Annotated in this window: 22 protein-coding genes; 16 read left to right on the top strand and 6 right to left on the bottom strand. The window is 64.3% G+C overall.

The features are described from left to right. Window positions 1-9: 9 nt before the first annotated feature. The 10 genes from ACQY7X_RS04445 to ACQY7X_RS04400 all read left to right on the top strand — a co-directional run bounded on the left by ACQY7X_RS04445 (window position 10) and on the right by ACQY7X_RS04400 (window position 7,140). Entirely contained in the window at window positions 10-312 is a 303-nt protein-coding gene (locus ACQY7X_RS04445) for an urease subunit gamma (protein ID WP_428248648.1), read from the top strand. 127 nt (window positions 313-439) lie between these two features. After that, entirely contained in the window at window positions 440-748 is a 309-nt protein-coding gene (locus tag ACQY7X_RS04440; protein ID WP_428248647.1) for an urease subunit beta, read from the top strand. 16 nt (window positions 749-764) lie between these two features. Continuing rightward, window positions 765-2,534 carry an urease subunit alpha gene (gene ureC / locus ACQY7X_RS04435; RefSeq protein WP_428248646.1) on the top strand — a complete coding sequence of 590 codons (1,770 nt, stop codon included), beginning with the start codon at window positions 765-767 and terminating at the stop codon, window positions 2,532-2,534. Window positions 2,535-2,625: 91 nt separating this feature from the next. Then, window positions 2,626-3,141, top strand: coding sequence for an urease accessory protein UreE (locus tag ACQY7X_RS04430; protein WP_428248645.1), 516 nt, complete (start codon window positions 2,626-2,628; stop codon window positions 3,139-3,141). A gap of 9 nt (window positions 3,142-3,150) precedes the next feature. Then, window positions 3,151-3,852: an urease accessory protein UreF gene (locus ACQY7X_RS04425; protein ID WP_428248644.1), complete on the top strand. Its 702-nt coding sequence runs from the start codon at window positions 3,151-3,153 to the stop codon at window positions 3,850-3,852. Beyond that, window positions 3,849-4,466: an urease accessory protein UreG gene (gene ureG, locus ACQY7X_RS04420; RefSeq protein ID WP_428248643.1), complete on the top strand. Its 618-nt coding sequence runs from the start codon at window positions 3,849-3,851 to the stop codon at window positions 4,464-4,466. Before ACQY7X_RS04425 ends, ureG begins: the two co-directional genes overlap by 4 nt. A gap of 38 nt (window positions 4,467-4,504) precedes the next feature. After that, on the top strand, window positions 4,505-4,876 hold the full coding sequence (locus ACQY7X_RS04415) for a DUF805 domain-containing protein (RefSeq protein ID WP_428248642.1): 372 nt from the start codon (window positions 4,505-4,507) through the stop codon (window positions 4,874-4,876). A gap of 142 nt (window positions 4,877-5,018) precedes the next feature. After that, on the top strand, window positions 5,019-5,264 hold the full coding sequence (locus ACQY7X_RS04410) for a DUF1272 domain-containing protein (protein WP_428248641.1): 246 nt from the start codon (window positions 5,019-5,021) through the stop codon (window positions 5,262-5,264). Further along, window positions 5,261-6,757 carry a glycerol kinase GlpK gene (gene glpK, locus ACQY7X_RS04405; protein WP_428248640.1) on the top strand — a complete coding sequence of 499 codons (1,497 nt, stop codon included), beginning with the start codon at window positions 5,261-5,263 and terminating at the stop codon, window positions 6,755-6,757. The genes ACQY7X_RS04410 and glpK overlap by 4 nt, the downstream gene beginning before the upstream one ends. A gap of 5 nt (window positions 6,758-6,762) precedes the next feature. Further along, a complete protein-coding gene (locus ACQY7X_RS04400) occupies window positions 6,763-7,140 on the top strand; it encodes a hypothetical protein (protein WP_428248639.1) in 378 nt (125 codons plus the stop codon). Window positions 7,141-7,591: 451 nt separating this feature from the next. On the opposite strand, the gene ACQY7X_RS04395 is transcribed toward ACQY7X_RS04400, so the two are convergent. Genes ACQY7X_RS04395 through ACQY7X_RS04380 form a run of 4 tightly spaced genes read right to left on the bottom strand, consistent with a single transcriptional unit; the run spans window position 7,592 to window position 11,671 of the window. Further along, entirely contained in the window at window positions 7,592-8,206 is a 615-nt protein-coding gene (locus tag ACQY7X_RS04395; RefSeq protein WP_428248638.1) for a 2-hydroxychromene-2-carboxylate isomerase, read from the bottom strand. 6 nt (window positions 8,207-8,212) lie between these two features. Beyond that, window positions 8,213-9,184, bottom strand: coding sequence for an allantoinase PuuE (puuE, locus tag ACQY7X_RS04390; RefSeq protein WP_428248637.1), 972 nt, complete (start codon window positions 9,182-9,184; stop codon window positions 8,213-8,215). A 4-nt stretch (window positions 9,185-9,188) separates the two neighbouring features. Then, window positions 9,189-10,427: a M20/M25/M40 family metallo-hydrolase gene (locus tag ACQY7X_RS04385; RefSeq protein ID WP_428248636.1), complete on the bottom strand. Its 1,239-nt coding sequence runs from the start codon at window positions 10,425-10,427 to the stop codon at window positions 9,189-9,191. Further along, window positions 10,424-11,671, bottom strand: a complete 1,248-nt coding sequence (locus tag ACQY7X_RS04380; protein WP_428248635.1) for an allantoate amidohydrolase — start codon at window positions 11,669-11,671, stop codon at window positions 10,424-10,426. Before ACQY7X_RS04380 ends, ACQY7X_RS04385 begins: the two co-directional genes overlap by 4 nt. Before the next feature lie 83 nt (window positions 11,672-11,754). Between ACQY7X_RS04380 and ACQY7X_RS04375 the strand changes: the two genes are divergently transcribed. From ACQY7X_RS04375 to ACQY7X_RS04360, 4 genes are read left to right on the top strand one after another with little or no spacing between them, the layout of a single operon-like run. Next, a complete protein-coding gene (locus ACQY7X_RS04375) occupies window positions 11,755-13,035 on the top strand; it encodes a glycerate kinase type-2 family protein (RefSeq protein WP_428248634.1) in 1,281 nt (426 codons plus the stop codon). Between the two features lie 22 nt (window positions 13,036-13,057). After that, window positions 13,058-13,579, top strand: a complete 522-nt coding sequence (gene uraD, locus ACQY7X_RS04370; protein ID WP_428248633.1) for a 2-oxo-4-hydroxy-4-carboxy-5-ureidoimidazoline decarboxylase — start codon at window positions 13,058-13,060, stop codon at window positions 13,577-13,579. Between the two features lie 16 nt (window positions 13,580-13,595). Next, the gene (gene uraH / locus ACQY7X_RS04365; RefSeq protein ID WP_428248632.1) at window positions 13,596-13,949 is read left to right on the top strand and encodes a hydroxyisourate hydrolase; all 354 of its coding nucleotides are present in this window, start codon (window positions 13,596-13,598) and stop codon (window positions 13,947-13,949) included. A 2-nt stretch (window positions 13,950-13,951) separates the two neighbouring features. Next, the gene (locus tag ACQY7X_RS04360) at window positions 13,952-14,425 is read left to right on the top strand and encodes a nucleoside deaminase (protein WP_428248631.1); all 474 of its coding nucleotides are present in this window, start codon (window positions 13,952-13,954) and stop codon (window positions 14,423-14,425) included. Window positions 14,426-14,434: 9 nt separating this feature from the next. On the opposite strand, the gene ACQY7X_RS04355 is transcribed toward ACQY7X_RS04360, so the two are convergent. Both ACQY7X_RS04355 and ACQY7X_RS04350 read right to left on the bottom strand, forming a co-directional pair. Beyond that, a complete protein-coding gene (locus tag ACQY7X_RS04355) occupies window positions 14,435-15,625 on the bottom strand; it encodes a urate hydroxylase PuuD (protein ID WP_428248630.1) in 1,191 nt (396 codons plus the stop codon). A gap of 201 nt (window positions 15,626-15,826) precedes the next feature. Then, on the bottom strand, window positions 15,827-16,048 hold the full coding sequence (locus tag ACQY7X_RS04350; RefSeq protein ID WP_428248629.1) for a YMGG-like glycine zipper-containing protein: 222 nt from the start codon (window positions 16,046-16,048) through the stop codon (window positions 15,827-15,829). Between the two features lie 230 nt (window positions 16,049-16,278). Here ACQY7X_RS04350 and ACQY7X_RS04345 point away from each other — a divergent pair, with 230 nt between their 5' ends. Together ACQY7X_RS04345 and ACQY7X_RS04340 are read left to right on the top strand one after the other, a co-directional pair. Continuing rightward, entirely contained in the window at window positions 16,279-17,562 is a 1,284-nt protein-coding gene (locus ACQY7X_RS04345) for an aromatic ring-hydroxylating dioxygenase subunit alpha (RefSeq protein WP_428248628.1), read from the top strand. Continuing rightward, window positions 17,559-18,071 carry an aromatic-ring-hydroxylating dioxygenase subunit beta gene (locus ACQY7X_RS04340; RefSeq protein ID WP_428248627.1) on the top strand — a complete coding sequence of 171 codons (513 nt, stop codon included), beginning with the start codon at window positions 17,559-17,561 and terminating at the stop codon, window positions 18,069-18,071. The genes ACQY7X_RS04345 and ACQY7X_RS04340 overlap by 4 nt, the downstream gene beginning before the upstream one ends. The last annotated feature ends 10 nt before the right edge of the window (window positions 18,072-18,081 follow it).

Raw genomic sequence — 18,081 nt, 5'->3', positions numbered from 1 at the left:
CCGGGCGGCATGAACCTCACGCCCCGCGAAAAGGACAAGCTGCTGGTGGCAATGGCCGCCATCGTGGCGCGGCGCCGGCTGGAGCGCGGCATCAAGCTCAACCACCCGGAAACCGTGGCCCTGATCACTGATTATGTGGTTGAAGGCGCCCGCGATGGCCGCAGCGTCGCCGAACTGATGCGCGATGGCGCCAAGGTGCTGACCCGCGAGCAGGTGATGCCCGGCATCCCGGAGATGATCCACGATATCCAGGTGGAGGCCACCTTCCCGGATGGCACCAAGCTGGTCACCGTGCACCAGCCGATCCGCTGATGGCAATGGCGGTGGCGCTTTCCCCTTCCTTTGTCACCCCGGGCCTGACCCGGGGTCCCATTTCGTCGTGGACAGGTAATGGGACCCTCGCCTGCGCGAGGGTGACGGCAGCGCATGGAGATGCAGCATGATCCCAGGCGAAGTGATCCCCCAGGCCGGCGAGATCGAGCTGAATGTCGGCCGCCCCACGGTCACCATCGATGTCGCCAATAGCGGCGACCGCCCGATCCAGGTCGGCAGCCACTACCATTTCTTCGAGACCAATCTGGCGCTGAAATTCGACCGCGAGAAAGCCTATGGCTGCCGCCTCGATATTCCCGCCGGCACGGCGGTGCGCTTCGAGCCGGGCCAGACCCGTTCCGTGCAACTGGTGGCCTTTGCCGGCGCCCGCGTCGTCTACGGTTTCCGTGGCGATGTGCAGGGCAGCCTGAAGTAATCCGGGGAGAGAGACCATGGCAAACCGCATCTCCCGCGCCGCCTATGCCGGCATGTATGGCCCCACGGTGGGCGACAAGGTGCGCCTTGCCGATACCGAATTGTTCATCGAGGTGGAAAAGGATTTCACCGCCCAGCCGCCGGTCGCCGGCGATCAGAAGCGCACGGACGGCTATTCGGCCAATGTGCCGCTGTATGGCGAGGAAGTGAAATTCGGCGGCGGCAAGGTGATCCGCGACGGCATGGGCCAGAGCCAGCGCGCCCAGGCCGAGGGTGCCGTCGATACCGTGATCACCAACGCGCTGATCCTGGATCACTGGGGCATCGTGAAGGCCGATATCGGCTTGAAGAATGGCCGCATCGTCGGCATCGGCAAAGCCGGCAACCCGGATATCCAGCCGGGTGTGGACATCATCATCGGCCCCGGCACAGAAGCCATTGCCGGCGAGGGCAAGATCATCACCGCCGGCGGCATCGACGCGCATATCCATTTCATCTGCCCGCAGCAGATCGAGGAGGCGCTGTTCTCCGGCGTTACCACCATGATGGGCGGCGGTACCGGCCCGGCGGCGGGCACCTCGGCCACCACCTGCACGCCCGGCCCGTGGCATCTGATGCGCATGCTGCAGGCAGCCGAAGCCTTCCCGATGAATCTCGGTTTCTTCGGCAAGGGCAATGCTTCGCTGCCCCGTGCGCTGGAAGAACAGATTCTCGCCGGTGCCTGCGGCATGAAGCTGCATGAAGACTGGGGCACCACGCCCGCCGCCATCGACAATTGCCTGAACGTCGCCGAGAAGTATGACCTGCAGGTGGCGATCCACAGCGACACGCTGAATGAATCCGGCTTCGTCGAGGATACCATCGCCGCCTTCAAGGGCCGCACCATCCATGCCTTCCACACCGAAGGCGCCGGCGGCGGCCATGCCCCGGATATCATCCGCGTCGCCGGCATGCCGAATGTGCTGCCGAGTTCGACCAACCCGACCATGCCCTACACGGTGAATACCGTGGATGAGCATCTCGACATGCTGATGGTCTGCCATCATCTCGATTCCCGCATCCCGGAAGACGTCGCTTTCGCCGATAGCCGCATCCGGCGCGAGACCATCGCGGCGGAAGACATCCTGCATGATCTTGGCGCCTTCTCGATGATGTCGTCCGACAGCCAGGCGATGGGCCGCGTCGGTGAAGTGGTGATCCGCACCTGGCAATGCGCCGACAAGATGAAGCGCCAGCGTGGCCGGCTGCCGGAAGAAACTGGCGACAACGACAATTTCCGCGCCAAGCGCTATATCGCGAAATACACCATCAATGTCGCGCTGGCCCAGGGCATCGCGGCCCATGTCGGCTCCATCGCCGTCGGCAAGCTCGCCGATCTGGTGATCTGGTCGCCGGCCTTCTTCGGCGTGAAGCCCGACATGGTGCTGAAATCCGGCTCCATCGCGGCGGCGCCGATGGGCGATCCCAATGCCTCGATCCCGACGCCGCAGCCGGTGCATTACCGCCCGATGTTCGCCAGCTTCGGCCGCAACCTGATCAATTCCAGCGTGCTGTTCGTTTCCCAGGCCAGCCTGGATGCCGGCATTGCCAAGGATTTCGGCCTGTCGCGCCCGCTGCTCGGCGTCAAGGACACCCGCAGCGTGAAGAAGCAGGATATGGTGCTGAACAATTACCAGCCCCATATCGAGGTCGATACCGAGACCTACGAAGTGCGCGCCGATGGCCAGCTGCTCACCTGCGAGCCGGCCAAGGAACTGGCCATGGCGCAGCGTTATTTCCTGTTTTGATTTTTTTGCCGTCACCCTCGCGCAGGCGAGGGTCCCATTTGAAATGGGATACCGGCTTTCGCCGGTATGACGCGGGAGGAGTAACAGCCCAATGGATCGAGCCACCGAAATCGCCGCTGCCGGTGCCTGGCCGCTGAGTGAGCGCCGCGACAGCGTGACGCTGCCGCATCATGACCGCTTCCGCCGCCGCATCCGTCTGGCCGGCGACAATGGCCTGGATTTCCTGCTCGATCTGCCGGAAGCCCGCGTGCTGCATCACGGCGAGGGCCTGAAACTTTCGGGTGGCGGTTATGTCGAGGTGATCGCGGCGCGCGAGCCGCTGATCGAGATCACCGCCGGGCCACATGTCTCCATCGCCCGGCTGGCCTGGCATCTCGGCAACCGCCATCTGCCCGCCGAAATACAGGCCGACCGCATCCTGATCCGCGACGATCATGTCATCGTCGATATGCTGAAGGGCCTGGGCGCCGCCGTGCGCGCCGTGGAAGCGCCGTTCGAGCCGGAAGGCGGCGCCTATGGCCAGCATAACCATGATCCGAAACATCCCTTCGGCCATGGCTCGAAATACCACCAGCATGGCGATGGCACCTGGCACGCGCATGATTGAGACTCTGGCATGATTGATGCGGAAGGGTCACCGCTCGACGGCGCGGCGCTGTATCGCCTGCTGGCCTGGCTCAGCCCCAGTTATCCGATTGGCGCTTTCAGCTACAGCCATGGCCTGGAATATGCCATCGAGGCCGACCTGGTGCGGGATCGCGCCACGCTGACGCCCTGGCTTGCCCATGTGCTGCGCCATGGTGCGGCCTGGATCGATGCCGTGCTGCTGCGCGAGGCCCATGCGCGAGCCGATGATGCCGACAGGCTGGATGAACTCGCCGATCTTGCCGCCGCCTGGCGCGGCACGGCGGAAACCGCCCTGGAAAGCGCGCAGCAGGGCGGCTCGTTTCTCACCATCACCCGCGCCGCCTGGCCGCATCCGGCGCTGGAGGCCTTCGCCGTGCGGCGCGGCCAGCGCGCCATTGCCCTGCCGGTTGCGCTTGGCCTGGCCGGCGCGGTGCAGGGCGTGCCGGTGGCGGCTTTGCTGCATGGCTATCTGCATGGCTTCGCCGCCAATCTGGTTTCCGCCGCCGTGCGCATCATCCCGCTGGGCCAGACCGATGGCCAGAAGGCGCTGGCTGCCTTGGCGCCGGTGGTGGCTGAAGTTTCCGTTGCCGCGCTGGTGCAGCCGCTGGAGCGATTGGCCAGTGCCGCGCCCATGGTAGACTGGGCGTCGATGAGTCACGAAACGCAATACACAAGGCTGTTCCGCTCATGACTGATAATAAGAACCCTCTCCGCGTCGGCATCGGCGGCCCCGTCGGCTCCGGCAAGACCGCCCTGGTCGAGCGGCTCTGCCGCCATCTGCGCCAGGACTGGAACATCGCCGTGGTGACCAACGACATCTACACCAAGGAAGATGCCGAATTCCTCACCCGTGCCGGCGCGCTGGAGCCGGAACGCATTGCCGGCGTTGAAACCGGCGGCTGCCCGCACACCGCGATCCGCGAGGATGCCTCGATCAATCTCGCCGCCGTGGCCGACATGCAGCAGCGTTTCCCCGGCCTCGATGTGATCTTCGTTGAAAGCGGCGGCGACAACCTGGCCGCCACGTTCAGCCCGGAACTGGCCGATATCACCATCTATGTCATCGATGTCTCGGCGGGTGACAAGATCCCGCGCAAGGGCGGCCCCGGCATCACGCGCTCAGACCTGCTGGTGATCAACAAGACCGACCTTGCCCCGCTGGTCGGCGCCTCGCTGGAGGTGATGGACCGGGATGCGAAGAAGATGCGCGGCACCCGGCCTTTCGTGTTCTCGAACCTGAAAGAGCTGAAAGGCGTGCCGGAAATCGCCCAGTTCATCCTGAAAAGCGGCGGGCTTATTCACTAGGATAAGCCGATAAGCGGCAGCCGATCCCTGGGAAAGCAATGTCCAAACCGGTTTTCTCTGATCTGTTCACCTTTTCCGGCCGGCGCAATCGAAAATCCTATGCGCTGTTGCTGCTGCTGGCATTATTCCCGCTTCTGATGCTTGTCATTGCCGTCGCCACGTTCACCAAAACGGATGTCGGCAGTATCATCGCACTTCTGATCCTGCTGCTGTGGCTGTGGTTTTTAGTTATAGGGACAAATCAGCGCCTGAAGGATATTGGTTGGTCCGGCCGGGTGATTTTTGGGTTGCTGCTTTTGTTGCCGCTAGGCTTCTTTCTTATATTTGTGTTGATGCTGATACCTGGGGAGGCTGGCCCGAACGAATATGGGCCTGATCCGCTGGGGCCACCCGGGCCAGCCACCGCCTGACCCGTTACCCGAGACCTGTCACCCCGGGCTTGACCCGGGGTCCCATTACACCCCGCCATCGCGCAATGGGATCCTCGCCTTCGCGAGGATGACGATAGAGATGGGATTTGCTAGCATCCGGCCAAACGAGAGGGAGGATGCCATGCTCGAACTGCGCCCGAATTGCGAATGTTGCGGCCGTGACTTGGCCCCGGACTCGGCGGATGCCCGCATCTGCTCCTTCGAATGCACCTTCTGCGCCGATTGCACCACCGGCACGCTTTCGGGCCGCTGCCCGAATTGCGGCGGTGAATTGCTGCGCCGCCCGATCCGCCCGGCCGAGAAACTGGCCAAGTTCCCGGCCAGCACCATCCGCAAGGTGAAGCCGGAAGGCTGCAAGGCGGCATGAGCCAGCAGCAATACGTCATCGCGCTGGATCAGGGCACGACATCGACCCGCGCCATCGTGTTCGATGCCCAAGGCGGCGTGCGCGGCACAGCACAGCGCGAATTCCCGCAGCATTACCCCGCCGATGGCTGGGTAGAGCATGATGCCGAGGATATCTGGCGCGACACCCAGATCGTGCTGCGCGAGGCGCTGGCACGGGCCGGCCTCCGCGCCCAGGATATCGCCGCGCTGGGTATCACCAATCAGCGTGAAACCACCGTGATCTGGGACCGCGCGACGGGGCAGCCGATTCATCGCGCCATCGTGTGGCAGGATCGCCGCACCGCGGATATCTGCAAGTCGCTGCGCGATGGCGGCGCCACGGCCATGGTGCAGGCCAGGACCGGCCTGCTGATCGACAGCTACTTCTCGGCCACCAAGATCGCCTGGCTGCTCGATCATGTGCCGGGTGCGCGGGCGCGGGCCGAGCGCGGCGAACTCTGCTTCGGCACCATTGATTGCTTCCTGCTCTGGCGCCTCACGGGTGGAAGAAGCCACGCGACGGACGCCACCAACGCCGCCCGCACCATGCTGTTCGATATCGTGCGGCAGCAATGGGATGATGAACTCTGCGCGCTGTTCCGGGTGCCGCGCGCCTTGCTGCCGGAGGTGCGGGATTGCTCCGGCCTGTTCGGCGCCACCACCACCGATCTGCTCGGTGTGGCTATTCCGATCACCGGCATAGCAGGCGATCAGCAGGCGGCCACTTTCGGCCAGGCCTGTTTCGCCCCCGGCATGATGAAATCCACCTATGGCACCGGCTGTTTCGCGCTGGTGAATATCGGCGATAAGCCGGTGATCTCGAATAACCGCCTGCTCACCACCGTTGCCTATCGCCTCAATGGCAAACCGACCTATGCGCTCGAAGGCTCGATCTTCGTGGCCGGTGCCGGGGTGAAATGGCTGCGCGACAAGCTGAAGATCGTCAAGGATGCCGCCGAAACCGCTGCATTGGCGGCCCAAGTGCCGGATGGTCATGGCGTCTATGCCGTGCCGGCCTTTGTCGGCCTTGGCGCGCCCTATTGGGATTCAAGCGCGCGCGGCGCCATTCTCGGCCTGACGCTGGACTCGTCCGCGGCCCATATCGCGCGCGCCATGCTGGAAGCCGTCGCCTACCAGACCCGCGACCTCACCGGGGCGATGATTGCCGATGGCGCCACGTCAACCACCGCGTTGCGTGTTGATGGCGGCATGGTGGCGAATGACTGGCTCTGCCAGTTCCTGGCCGACATGCTCGGCGTCGCCGTCGAGCGCCCGCGCGTCATCGAGACCACGGCGCTGGGTGCGGCCTATCTCGCCGGCCTCGCGGTTGGTGTCTATCCGGGCCTCGATGCGATTTCCTATGCCTGGCAATGCGAGCGCCGCTTCGAGCCGCGCATGGGCGAGCAGCAGCGCCAGCATCTCTATGCCGGTTGGCAGGCAGCGGTGCGGCGGGTGCTGAGCGGGCAGCAATAAGCAGCATGGCGATGCCGCCGGGGATCAATCCGCATGATGGCCGCGAGCTGGAACTGATGCTGCGCGGCACGAAGAAATTCGCCGTGTTCGCTGCACCGGCGGTGGCGCGCGACAGCCTGCCGGATGCCAGCTTTGCCCCGCATGTTGCCACCGGGCGTTTTCTGCGGCGCGAATTCACCAGCAACCACAAGGCCACCGGCACCCCCATGGTCACGATCTGCTTCGCCCTGGCCGGCGAGGGCTGGCGGGTAGATGCCCTGCGCTCGTTGCAGGCCCTGCCGCGCAGCGACGAACAGGAGCGCCAGATCGGCCGCCTGCTCGGCTACACGGCGGAGGAAATCGCCGCCTATCTGGAATACGGGCGGCAGTTGCGACAGGCGTGAATATGGCCAAAACATGTATAATTTATGATCTTGCAATGTTCTTATTATGATCTACACTTCCGGCTCCCTGACCGCAGGAGCCTGCCATGCCCAAGGCATATGATCCGTTCAAGGATGAGTTGCTGATCTATGGCCCGTATGAGGGTGCGGCAGCAGCGCCTGTGACAAAAACGCCGGAGTGTCCGGGAAGCGCGCGGAAGCAAACGGAAGAGCTGGGAAGCGTCTGGAGGAAATTATGAACCCCCAGCCTTCACTTGCGGTTTCAGCGCAGCACAACGGGCATGACGATGACCCCAACACCCCATTTTGGTCGGTATTGTCATGCCGGCACCCGGGCTTGGCCGAAGGCCAACCCGAGTACAGGCTTCGACCGGCATCCCATTCAGATCAATCAACGGGGCTCTCGCTTACGCGAGAGTGACAACGAAAAACGGATGTGGCGGAAAAGCCCCTACCAGCCGCCCTTGGTCAGCCAGAGGTCGAGCAGGTCGAGGCTGTCATTGCCCCAGAAGGGTTCGCCATCGGCGATGACGAAGGGCGAGCCGAATACGCCGCGCTGCATCGAGGCCTCCACTTCGTCGCGCAGGCGCTGGGCGACGCGCGGATCGGCCAGCGCCTCGCGCAAGGCATCGCTATCGATGCCGAGCGGCGCCAGCACGGCGCAGAGCTGGTCAGGCTGGCCCATGTCGCGGCCATCGCGCCAATAGGCGCGGTAGATCGCGCGCGCGGCGCGCTTGGCCAAAGCGGCGTCCTGGTCGAACAGCCAGTAGTAAGCCCGCGCCGGCGGCAGCGGGTTCATGAATTCATCGCGCGGCTGGCGCTTCATGGTGATGCCATGCAGGCTGCGATAGCGCTCCACGCTGCGCTCGATATAGGGGCCTTTCAGCGGCGTATCGAGCAGTGGCTTCAGCCCCATCACCTTGAGCACGCTGACGCCCAGCAGCATCGGGTGCCAGGTGGTGCTGCGGCCATGCTTCACCGCCAGTTCGTCGATGCGCAGCGAGGCGAAGTAACCAAACGGCGAGATGAAGTCGAAATAGAAATCCAGCGGCGGCTGTTGCGACACTTAGGATCAGTCCTTCGGTTTGTGATGCTTGTGCCAATGCTCGGCGATGTCGCGGCGGCGGCAGATCCACACCTTGTCCTTGCCCTGGATGTAATCCAGGAACCGCGCCAGCGCCTGGGCGCGGCCGGGCCGGCCAGCCAGCCGGCAATGCAGGCCGATCGACATCATCTTTGGTGCGCCGAGCCGGCCTTCTTCATACAGGCAGTCGAAGGCATCCTTGAGGTAATCGTAGAAATCCGTGCCGGTACCCATGCCGTTCAGCACCGAGAATTTCATGTCGTTGTTGTCAAACGTGTAGGGGATCACCAGATGCGGCTTTTTGGCGCTCTTGCCCTTTGTCCAATAGGGCAGGTCATCGTCATAGGCATCCGAGTCATAGAGGAAGCTGCCGTCCTCGATCACCAGGCGGCGCGTGTTGCCGGAAAGCCGCCCGGTATACCAGCCGACCGGCCGCTCGCCGGTGGCCTGCCGGATCGCCTCGATGGCAAGCTGCATATGGGCGCGTTCGGTGGCAATCGGCACGCGGCTATAGTCATACCAGCGCCAGCCATGGGAAGCGATTTCATGGCCCTGCTCGTGCATGGCTTTCACGGCTTCCGGGTAGCGCGCCACCGCCATGCCCACGGCATAGGAGGTGAAGGAGAGGCGGCGTTGCTGGAACAGCCGCATCAGGCGCCAGAAACCGGCGCGCGTGCCGTAATCATAAACCGACTCGACCTGCTCATCGCGCATACCCTGGCGCGGCATGCCGCCGGGCACTTCATGCAGGAATGTCTCGGATTCCTTGTCGCCATGCAGCAGGTTGCGCTCGCCGCCTTCCTCGAAATTCAGCACGAAGGACACCGCCACATTGGCCTGGCCCGGCCAGCGCGGATCGGGCGGATGCGCGCCATAGCCCTTGAGGTCGCGCGGATAGGGCTTGCTGCCTAAGGCTTTCTTGACGATGTCGATGCGCTTCGCTGCCTTCTTTTGGGCCATCACGTCAACCCATCAGTTCGGCCAGCGTGCGCGCCACCACCTCGGTCGCCTTGTACAGGTCGGTCAGCACCAGCTTCTCGTCGGCGCGGTGGCCGTTGGCTTCCAGCAGATTGCGCGGCCCGGCGCCGTAGAGCACGGTCTTGATGCCGGCGGCGGAATAATGCCGCGCGTCGGTGTAGAGAGGGATGCCTTCGGTCTCGACCGGCTTGCCCATGATTTGCGTCGCCTGGCGGCACAGGATCTCGATCAGCTTTTCCACGCCCGGCACGGCGCCGAATGGCTTGGCCAGCATGATGCGGCGGGTTTCCACCGTGATGCCCTTGAGGCCGCTGGCGGCGGTGGCGATCACTTCGCGCAAGGCGGCTTCCACCTCGGCCGGATTCTCCTCCGGGATCATGCGGCGGTCGAGCCGGAAGCTCACCTTGTCGGGCACCACGTTGGTGTTGATGCCGCCCTTGATCAGGCCCACCACCATGCTCGGCGAAACGATGCCGGCGACCTTGGATTTCAGCGCGCCGAGACCGTTGCGATAGGCATAGAGCGCGGTCAGCACCCGGTTGGCGGCCTCCAGCGCGTCATGCCCGGTATCGGGCCGCGCGGCATGGGCGGAAAGGCCGCTCACGGTCACTTCCAGATGCAGGCAGCCGTTATGCGCCGTGGTCACGGCATAGGAGAAGCCGGCGGAGAAGGCATAGTCGGGCTTGCTCAAGCCCTGTTCCAGGATCCATTGCGGGCCGATGGCACCGCCGGCTTCCTCGTCATAGGTCAGGTGCAGTTCGATTGCGCCCTTGAGTTTCGCGCCAGATGCCTTCAGGGCCAGCAGCGCGAAGGCATAGGTGACGAAGTCGGATTTCGACACCGCGACGCCACGGCCATACATCACGCCGTCCTTGACCACGGCGGCATAGGGATCGACGCTCCAGCCTTCGCCCGGCGCCACCACGTCGCCATGGGCATTCAGAGCCACCACGGGGCCGCCGTCGCTGAATTTCTGCCGCACGATCAGATTCGTGCAGCTGATCATGCCGTTCTGCTGCACCAGGTCGGCGGGCACCGGATGGCGCTCGACGGTAAGGCCCAGTCCTTCCAGCAGTTCGGCGGCGCGCATCGCATGGGGCGCGCAATCGCCTGGCGGGTTGTCGGACGGCACCTTCACCAGTTCGGCCAGCATGGCGCGCATGGCCTCCTGGTTGGCGGTAAGGAAGCTGTACAGCGCCGAGGCGGTGGCGGCGTCGAGACTCATTGCAGGGACTCCAAAGTAAAGTTTTCAACGAAGTGATACAGCGCCGCCGTCGCCAGCTCCACGTCCTCGGGCAGCACGGCTTCCAGCGGGTTGTGGCTGATGCCACGGGTGCAGCGCATGAAGATCATGCCGACCGGGCAGATCGCGGCGATGGTCATGGCGTCATGGCCGGCGCCGGATGGCAGCCGCATGGTCGGCACCTTTTGCGCCAGGATGGCGCGCTCCACCGCATCCATCAGGCGGGGATCGCAGGGCGTGGCGGCGCTGTGGTGCAGCGGCGTGATGATGGCTTCCACCTTGCGCCGCGCCGCGATGGCCTTGATCTCGGCCAGCACATCATCGGCGGCGGTATCGCGCACCGGGTCCTGCGCGGCGCGGATATCGATGGAGAAGCGTGCCATGCCGGGGATCACGTTCACCGCGCCGGGGAAGGCCTCCATCTGGCCGACGGTGCCGACCAGGGTGGGCGTGCCGGTGCAGCGTTGTTCGATGAACAGCGCGATCTCGGCGGCGGCGAGCAGGGCGTCCTGGCGCCCGCCCATCGGCACCGTGCCGGCATGGCCGGCCAGGCCCTTGATCTCGACCCGGTAGCGCCGCGCGCCGGAAATCGCGGTGACGACGCCAAGCGCCAGGCCGTTGCGCTCCAGCACGGGTCCCTGCTCGATATGCAGTTCCATGAAGGCGGCGATCTCGCCGGGCTTGCGTGCGGCGGCCGGTATCTCGGCGGGATCCAGGCCGAAGCCCACCAGTGCGTCGCGGAAGCTGACGCCATCGCGGTCCTTGGCCTCGAACACGGCATCGTCGAAAGCGCCGATGATGGCGCGGCTGCCGGTCATGGTGGCGCCGAAGCGGGTGCCTTCCTCGTTGGAGAAGCCCACCACCTCGATGCCGAAGGGCAGGCGGCGGCCCTGCTTGTGCAGTTCCTCGACGCAGGCAATGGCGGCGATCACGCCCAGCATGCCGTCATACTTGCCGGCATTGCGCACGGTATCGAGGTGCGAGCCGAGCATCAGGCGTGGCAGGCTGGGATCGCTGCCGGCATAGATGCCGGTGATGTTGCCGGCGGCATCAGCCGAGGTCTGCATGCCGGCTTCCTGCATCCAGCCCAGCGCCAGGGCATTGCCCTGCTTGTGGGCGGGGGTGAAGGTGGTGCGGGTGAGATTTTCCGGATTGTCGCTGACGCGGCCCAGCTCATCCAGGCGGGCCATCATCTTGGGCGCGAAACGGGGGGCGGCAGCGGACATTTTCAGCCTCGAAGTCGGGTTTTTCCGACTATAGCCGCCCGCCCGGCCCTGGCAAAGCCATCGGGCTTGGGTTAGCAAAAACCATGACCTCGACAACACTTGATGCCGACGCTTTCCTGCGCGCCCTGTTCGATGCGGCCCTGGCCGCTGCCGATCCTGCGCGCTGCCTGGCCCCGTTCCTGCCCAAACCACCGAAAGGACGCACCGTGGTGGTGGGCGGCGGCAAGGCGGCGGCCACCATGGCCCGTGCCGTGGAGCAGGCCTGGCCCCAGGATGCGCCGCTTTCTGGCCTGGTGGTGACGCGCTACGGCCATGCCGTGCCCTGCCAGCGTATCGAGGTGGTGGAAGCCTCGCACCCGGTGCCCGACGAACCGGGCATGCGCGGCGCTGCCCACATGCTGGAACTGGTGCAGGGCCTGACCCCGGATGATCTGGTGCTGTGCCTGGTTTCCGGTGGCGGTTCCGCCCTGCTGGCCTTGCCGGCTGAGGGTTTGACGCTGGCCGACAAGCAGGCGGTGAACCAGGCTCTGCTGCGGTCGGGCGCCAATATCGCCGAGATGAATTGCGTGCGGAAGCATCTTTCCGGCATCAAGGGCGGGCGGCTGGCTCTGGCTGCCGCGCCGGCGCCGGTGGTGGCTTTGCTGATTTCCGATGTGCCGGGCGATGATCCGGCGGTGATTGCTTCGGGTCCCACGGTGCCCGATCCCACCAGCTTTGCCGATGCCCGCGCCGTGCTGGCGAAATACGGCATCAAGCCGCCGCCGGCGGTGGTGGCGCATCTGGCCGCCGAAAAGGGCGAGACCGCCAAGCCGGGCGATCCGCGCCTGGCGGACGTGCGCAATATCATGGTGGCGGCGCCGCAGATGGCGCTGGAAGCCGCCGCCCAGCGGGCACGGGATTTCGGCGTCACGCCGCTGATCCTGGGCGATGCACTGGAAGGCGAGGCGCGCGAAGTGGCGATCGTGATGGCCGGTATCTCGCGCCAGGTGCGCCGCCATGGCCAGCCGCTCAATCCGCCCTGCGTGCTGCTTTCAGGCGGCGAAACCACGGTGACTGTGCGCGGCAACGGGCGCGGCGGGCGCAATGCGGAATTCCTGCTCGGCCTGGCCGTGGCGCTGGATGGGCTGGCAGGTGTGCATGCGCTCGCCGCCGATACCGATGGCATCGATGGCAGCGAGGATAATGCCGGCGCGCTGCTGCATCCGGACAGCATCGCGCGTGCGGCTGCCGCCGGTGTCTCGGCCAAGGCGGCGCTGGCGAATAATGATGGCTATGGCTTCTTCCAGGCAGCAGATGGCCTGCTGATGACCGGGCCGACACTCACCAATGTGAATGATTTCCGCGCCGTGCTGGTGCTACCATAACGGCGCAATTCCGGAGGATGGCATGGCTGGCGTTGTTGCGTTGATGGCCGAGTTGAATGGGTTGCCGGCGGCGGAGTTCACCGCCCGGCTCGGCGGCATCATCGAACATTCGCCCTGGGCGGCGGAAAGCATTGCCGCCTACCGTCCGTTCGGCGATCTCGAAAGTCTCCATTCCGCCATGCTGGGCGCGGTGTGGCGGCGTGGCCGCGATGCGCAGATCACGTTGCTCAATGCCCACCCGGAACTGGCCGGCAAGGAAGCCGATGCCGGCACGCTGACCAGCCATTCCACCAATGAGCAGGACAGTGTCGGGTTGACCTCCTTGAGTCCGTGGGAAAAGGCCCGCATCACCGAGCTGAACCAGGCCTATCGCGAGAAGCACGGCTTTCCCTTCATCATCGCCGTGAAGCTGCGCAGCAAGGCGCAGATACTGGCCAATTTCGAGCGCCGGCTGGCGAATGACAGCGATGTCGAACTGGCCGTGGCGCTGATGGAAGTGAGCAAGATCGCCCGCATGCGCCTGGAAGCATTGCTGCAACCGTAAGCCGGAGGAGAGCGCGATGGCCCGCCTGAGTACCCATGTGCTGGATACCATGAACGGCAAGCCGGCCGCCGGCGTGGTGGTGGAACTGTTCCGCCTGGAAGGCGAGGCGCGTGCCCTGGTGAAAACCACCACCACCAACAGCGATGGCCGCACCGACGAGCCGGTACTGGCCGGCGATGCCTTCCGCACCGGTGTCTACGAACTGGTGTTCCATATCGGCAGCTATTTCCGCACGATTGGCGTGGCAGCAGTGGCACCGGCCTTCCTCGATACTGTACCGATCCGTTTCGGCATCGCCGAGCCGAACGGCCATTATCATGTGCCGCTGCTGGCGACGCCCTGGAGCTATTCGACCTATCGCGGGAGCTGAGAATGGCTGACCATGCTGCCTTCATGCGCCGCGCCATAGACTTAAGCCGCGAGCATATGCAGGCCGGCCATGGCGGGCCGTTCGGTGCCGTGGTGGTGATGGATGGCCGCATTATCGGCGAGGGCTGGAACCGGGTGACCGGCACCAATGATCCCACCGCCCATGCCGAGGTGGTGGCGATCCGCGAAGCCTGCAAGGCTTTGGGCCGCTTCGATCTGCGTGGCGCCACGCTCTATACCAGTTGCGAGCCCTGCCCGATGTGCCTGTCTGCCGCCTATTGGGCGCGGATCGACGGCCTCTACTATGCCAACACCCAGGATGACGCGGCGGCGATCGATTTCGACGATGCGTTTCTCTATCGCGAACTGGCGCTGCCGATGGCGCAGCGCACGCTGCCCTGCGCGCCGCTGCTGCGTGATGAGGCGCTCATCGTGTTCAACGAATGGCGCGACAAGCCGGATAAAGTGCCTTACTGAAGCCCGCTTTTACTGAAGCTTGGCACCGCCATCGATCCAGGCGCCGAGTGTGGCGCGTTCCTCCGGCGTGATCTCAGTAACATTGCCGGGCGGCATGGCTTCGGCGCGCACCGCCTGCTGATTGATCTGGGCGGCGAAGCGGCGGATCTGCTGCGGTGTTTCCAGCATCACGCCCTTGGGCGCTTCCGTGATGCCGTCGAAGGTCGGTTTGGCGGCGTGGCAGGACGTGCAGCGCGCGGCAACGATCTTCTGCACCGACTCGATGCTGGCGTCACCGGCCAGGGCATCGCGTGCCGCCTTGTGCGGGTCCCATTTGGTGAAGAAGAACAGCGCGGTGGTGACCAGGAAGGCGACCACCAGATATTCATAGCGGGCGCCGCGGCCCTGGTTCTTCAGGTTGAAGAAATGCCGCACCAGGCCGCCGACGATGAACACGCCGGCAAGGATCACCCAGGCATAGGGATGGCCGTAGGTGACCGGGTAATGGTTGCTGATCATGGCGAACAGCACCGGCAGGGTGAGGTAGTTGTTATGCAGCGACCGCTGCTTGGCTTCCTTGCCCCAGATCGGATTCGGCGCCTGGCCGGCCATCAGTGCCGCCACCGTCAGTTTCTGATTCGGGATGATGATGTGGAACACGTTGGCGGTCATGATCGCGCCGATCAGCGCGCCGACATGGATATAGGCAGCGCGGCCGGAGAACAGTTTGGCATAGCCGTAGGCGGCCAGTACCAGCAGCACGAAGCCGATGACCGCCAGCACGGCGTCATTCTTGCCGAAGGGGGATTTGCACAGCAGGTCATAGACCAGCCAGCCCACGATCAGGGAAACGATACTGAAACCAACCGCCTCGGCCTGGGTAAGCTTGGCGACGCGTTCGTCGATCAGGTAGAGATCGGCGCCGAGATAGTAAAGCACCGCCAGCAGCAGGAAGCCGGAGAGGAAGGTGGCGTAGCTCTCGTATTTGAACCAGTGCAGTTCCGCCGGCATGTTGGGTGGCGCCACGGCGTATTTCTCGACGAAATAGAAGCCGCCGCCATGCACCATCCAGGTTTCGCCGAGCACGCCCGACTTCTTGTTCGGGCGCAGCGAATTATCGAGCCAGACGAAAAAGAAGGACGAACCGATCCAGGCAATGCCGAAGATCAGGTGCATCCAGCGGATCGTCAGATTGACCCACTCCCAGAACAACTCGCTCATCCGGCCCCGCGTATTTCGCGCTGCAACATGCGCAGCCCAAGCGGTATGCGAGGGGGAGCCGAGCGTCAATGATTTTTGACGGTTAAATTAAACCGCCCCCGCCGGGGCAATTAAGCCCGGGCGGGGGCGACGGCCCGGCTGCGACTGGGGGGAGCGAGCCCAGCCGGGCCCGGGGGATGAAACCCGGAGAGTAGGCGGCGGTTACTTCGACATCGCGCCGACGGCCGCACCGCCAGCACCACCGATCAGGGCACCGGCCAGGGTATGGCCGGTCATCAGGCCGATGGCGGTACCGGCCGCGGCACCGATGGCGCCGCCGCTCAGGGTACGCTGCTGCTGGCTGTTCATGTTTTCACAGCCGGTGGCGACCAGGGCGAGCAGCGCCAGGGCCGAAATTTTGGTAACGCGGGAAGACGCAATCATTTCTGATCTCCTTCTTCTCTCTTTTCTTACCGGGCTATCCCGGCGGCTCTTGCCGTGCCGGGCTGCCCCGGCGGGTGAGAAGGATTTCAGCCGGGAAATCCTGCGAAAGTTGGTCGGCAATTGGGCAATATCGCGGCTGAGTTCCATGGCCTGGCGGTTAAGTATTTGAATTGACAACGGCTGCGGATTCGGTATTTGTGAATTCAAATAAATTGGGAGGAGCCGCAGGCATGAACCAGCAGATGCCGCCGCCGGAGTCGTTCAAGGCCGCTTCCGCCAACCCGGACCGTCTTTGGCTTGGTCCAGGCTCCAGCCGGATTCCCTATTGGGCCTATACCGACCCGGCGATCTATCAGCGTGAATTGCAGCATTTCTTCTATGGGCCGCATTGGTGCTATGTCGGCCTGGAGGCGGAAATCCCCAAGGCCGGTGATTACCGGCTCAGCCGCATCGGCGAGCGCAGCGTGATCGTGGTGCGCGACCGCGATGGCGCCGTGCATGTGGTGGAGAACCGCTGCGCCCATCGCGGCGTGCGCTTCTGCCAGCAGCCGCGCGGCAATGCCCGCAGTTTCGTCTGCCCCTATCACCAATGGACTTACAAGCTGAACGGCGATCTTGCCGGGCTGCCGTTCCGCCAGGGTGTGAAGAAAGGTGACGAGATCCAGGGCGGCATGCCGGCGGATTTCGATCTCAAGGCCAATGGTCTTACCCGATTGCAGGTCGCCCGCTATGGCGGGCTGATTTTCGCCAGCTTCGATGCGGCAGTGCCGGGCTTCGAGGAGTATATCGGACCGGAAGTGATGCCCTGGCTCGACCGCATCTTCAAAGGCCGGCAGCTCACCCTGCTCGGCGTCAACCGCCAGCGTATTCCAGGCAACTGGAAACTGATGATGGAGAATATCAAAGACCCCTATCATCCCGGCCTGCTGCATACCTGGTTCGTCACTTTCGGCCTGTGGCGCGCCGATCAGCAGTCGCGCATGGTGCTGGATCAGCATGGCCGCCATGCCGTGATGATCTCACAGCGCAATGCCGGCGGCGGTGGCGCGGTCACCGAAGGCGTCACCAGCTTCAAGGCCGATATGAGCCTGAACGATCCGCGCCTGCTGGATGTGGTGCCGGAGCCATGGTGGAATGGGCCGACCGTCACCATGATCACGCTGTTTCCCAGCCTGATCATCCAGCAGCAGGTGAATTCACTCTCCACGCGCCATATTCTGCCGGCTGGCCCAGGCAGTTTCGATTTCGTCTGGACGCATTTCGGCTTTGCCGACGATACGGAAGAGATGACCCGTCGCCGCCTGCGGCAGGCCAATCTGTTCGGCCCTGCCGGCTTCGTTTCCGCCGATGATGGCGAGGTGATCGAGTTCAGCCAGCAGGGCTTCCGGCGCGGCGATGATGCCAGCACGCTGTGCGAACTGGGCGGTCGCGAGGTGGCGCCGGCCGATCACATGGTGACTGAGACGCTGATTCGCGGCATGTATGCCTATTGGCGGCGGGAGCTGGGCCTGTGACGCTTGAGGAACTGCTGCTGCGGTCGGAAATCGACCGGTTCAATGCGGATTATGCCGCCTTGCTCGATAGCGCCGATTATACCCGCTGGCCGTATTTCTTCACGGCGGATGGTCTTTACCGCGTCATCGGACGTGAGAACCATGAAGCCGGACTGCCGCTCTGCATCATGCAGCTTGAGGGCCATGGCATGATGCGGGATCGTGTCTATGGCGTCAGCAATACACTGTTCCATGCGCCTTACTACCAGCGTCATGTGATTGGCGCGGCGCGGCTGTTGGGCCTGGACCCCCAGGACGAGGCGCCGGGCGTGGTGCTGGCGGAGGCGAATTATGCCGTGTTCCGCACCCGCCCCGGTGCCGGAATGACGGGTGGCGTTTCGGAGGTGTTCAATGTCGGGCGCTATATCGACCGCTTTCAGCGCCAGCCGGATGGCAGCCTGCTGCTTAAGCGCCGCGACTGCGTGTTCGACAGCGAAATGATCCTGAACTCGCTCATTTACCCGATCTAGCCGAGCGGCT

The sequence above is a fragment of the Ferrovibrio sp. genome (assembly GCF_965278975.1).
Taxonomy (GTDB): domain Bacteria; phylum Pseudomonadota; class Alphaproteobacteria; order Ferrovibrionales; family Ferrovibrionaceae; genus Ferrovibrio.
The sequence above is the reverse complement of the archived record's forward strand: the minus strand, read 5'-3'. Positions and strand labels throughout refer to the sequence as shown.

Excerpts from the sequence above, each read along its gene's own strand:
- ACQY7X_RS04445 (WP_428248648.1), top strand. The coding sequence starts at position 10 with ATGAACCTCACGCCCCGCGAAAAGGACAAGCTGCTGGTGGCAATGGCC.
- ACQY7X_RS04440 (WP_428248647.1), top strand. The coding sequence starts at position 440 with ATGATCCCAGGCGAAGTGATCCCCCAGGCCGGCGAGATCGAGCTGAAT.
- ureC (WP_428248646.1), top strand. The coding sequence starts at position 765 with ATGGCAAACCGCATCTCCCGCGCCGCCTATGCCGGCATGTATGGCCCC.
- ACQY7X_RS04430 (WP_428248645.1), top strand. The coding sequence starts at position 2,626 with ATGGATCGAGCCACCGAAATCGCCGCTGCCGGTGCCTGGCCGCTGAGT.
- ACQY7X_RS04425 (WP_428248644.1), top strand. The coding sequence starts at position 3,151 with ATGATTGATGCGGAAGGGTCACCGCTCGACGGCGCGGCGCTGTATCGC.
- ureG (WP_428248643.1), top strand. The coding sequence starts at position 3,849 with ATGACTGATAATAAGAACCCTCTCCGCGTCGGCATCGGCGGCCCCGTC.
- ACQY7X_RS04415 (WP_428248642.1), top strand. The coding sequence starts at position 4,505 with ATGTCCAAACCGGTTTTCTCTGATCTGTTCACCTTTTCCGGCCGGCGC.
- ACQY7X_RS04410 (WP_428248641.1), top strand. The coding sequence starts at position 5,019 with ATGCTCGAACTGCGCCCGAATTGCGAATGTTGCGGCCGTGACTTGGCC.
- glpK (WP_428248640.1), top strand. The coding sequence starts at position 5,261 with ATGAGCCAGCAGCAATACGTCATCGCGCTGGATCAGGGCACGACATCG.
- ACQY7X_RS04400 (WP_428248639.1), top strand. The coding sequence starts at position 6,763 with ATGGCGATGCCGCCGGGGATCAATCCGCATGATGGCCGCGAGCTGGAA.
- puuE (WP_428248637.1), bottom strand. The coding sequence starts at position 9,184 with ATGGCCCAAAAGAAGGCAGCGAAGCGCATCGACATCGTCAAGAAAGCC.
- ACQY7X_RS04385 (WP_428248636.1), bottom strand. The coding sequence starts at position 10,427 with ATGAGTCTCGACGCCGCCACCGCCTCGGCGCTGTACAGCTTCCTTACC.
- ACQY7X_RS04380 (WP_428248635.1), bottom strand. The coding sequence starts at position 11,671 with ATGTCCGCTGCCGCCCCCCGTTTCGCGCCCAAGATGATGGCCCGCCTG.
- ACQY7X_RS04375 (WP_428248634.1), top strand. The coding sequence starts at position 11,755 with ATGACCTCGACAACACTTGATGCCGACGCTTTCCTGCGCGCCCTGTTC.
- uraD (WP_428248633.1), top strand. The coding sequence starts at position 13,058 with ATGGCTGGCGTTGTTGCGTTGATGGCCGAGTTGAATGGGTTGCCGGCG.
- uraH (WP_428248632.1), top strand. The coding sequence starts at position 13,596 with ATGGCCCGCCTGAGTACCCATGTGCTGGATACCATGAACGGCAAGCCG.
- ACQY7X_RS04360 (WP_428248631.1), top strand. The coding sequence starts at position 13,952 with ATGGCTGACCATGCTGCCTTCATGCGCCGCGCCATAGACTTAAGCCGC.
- ACQY7X_RS04355 (WP_428248630.1), bottom strand. The coding sequence starts at position 15,625 with ATGAGCGAGTTGTTCTGGGAGTGGGTCAATCTGACGATCCGCTGGATG.
- ACQY7X_RS04350 (WP_428248629.1), bottom strand. The coding sequence starts at position 16,048 with ATGATTGCGTCTTCCCGCGTTACCAAAATTTCGGCCCTGGCGCTGCTC.
- ACQY7X_RS04345 (WP_428248628.1), top strand. The coding sequence starts at position 16,279 with ATGAACCAGCAGATGCCGCCGCCGGAGTCGTTCAAGGCCGCTTCCGCC.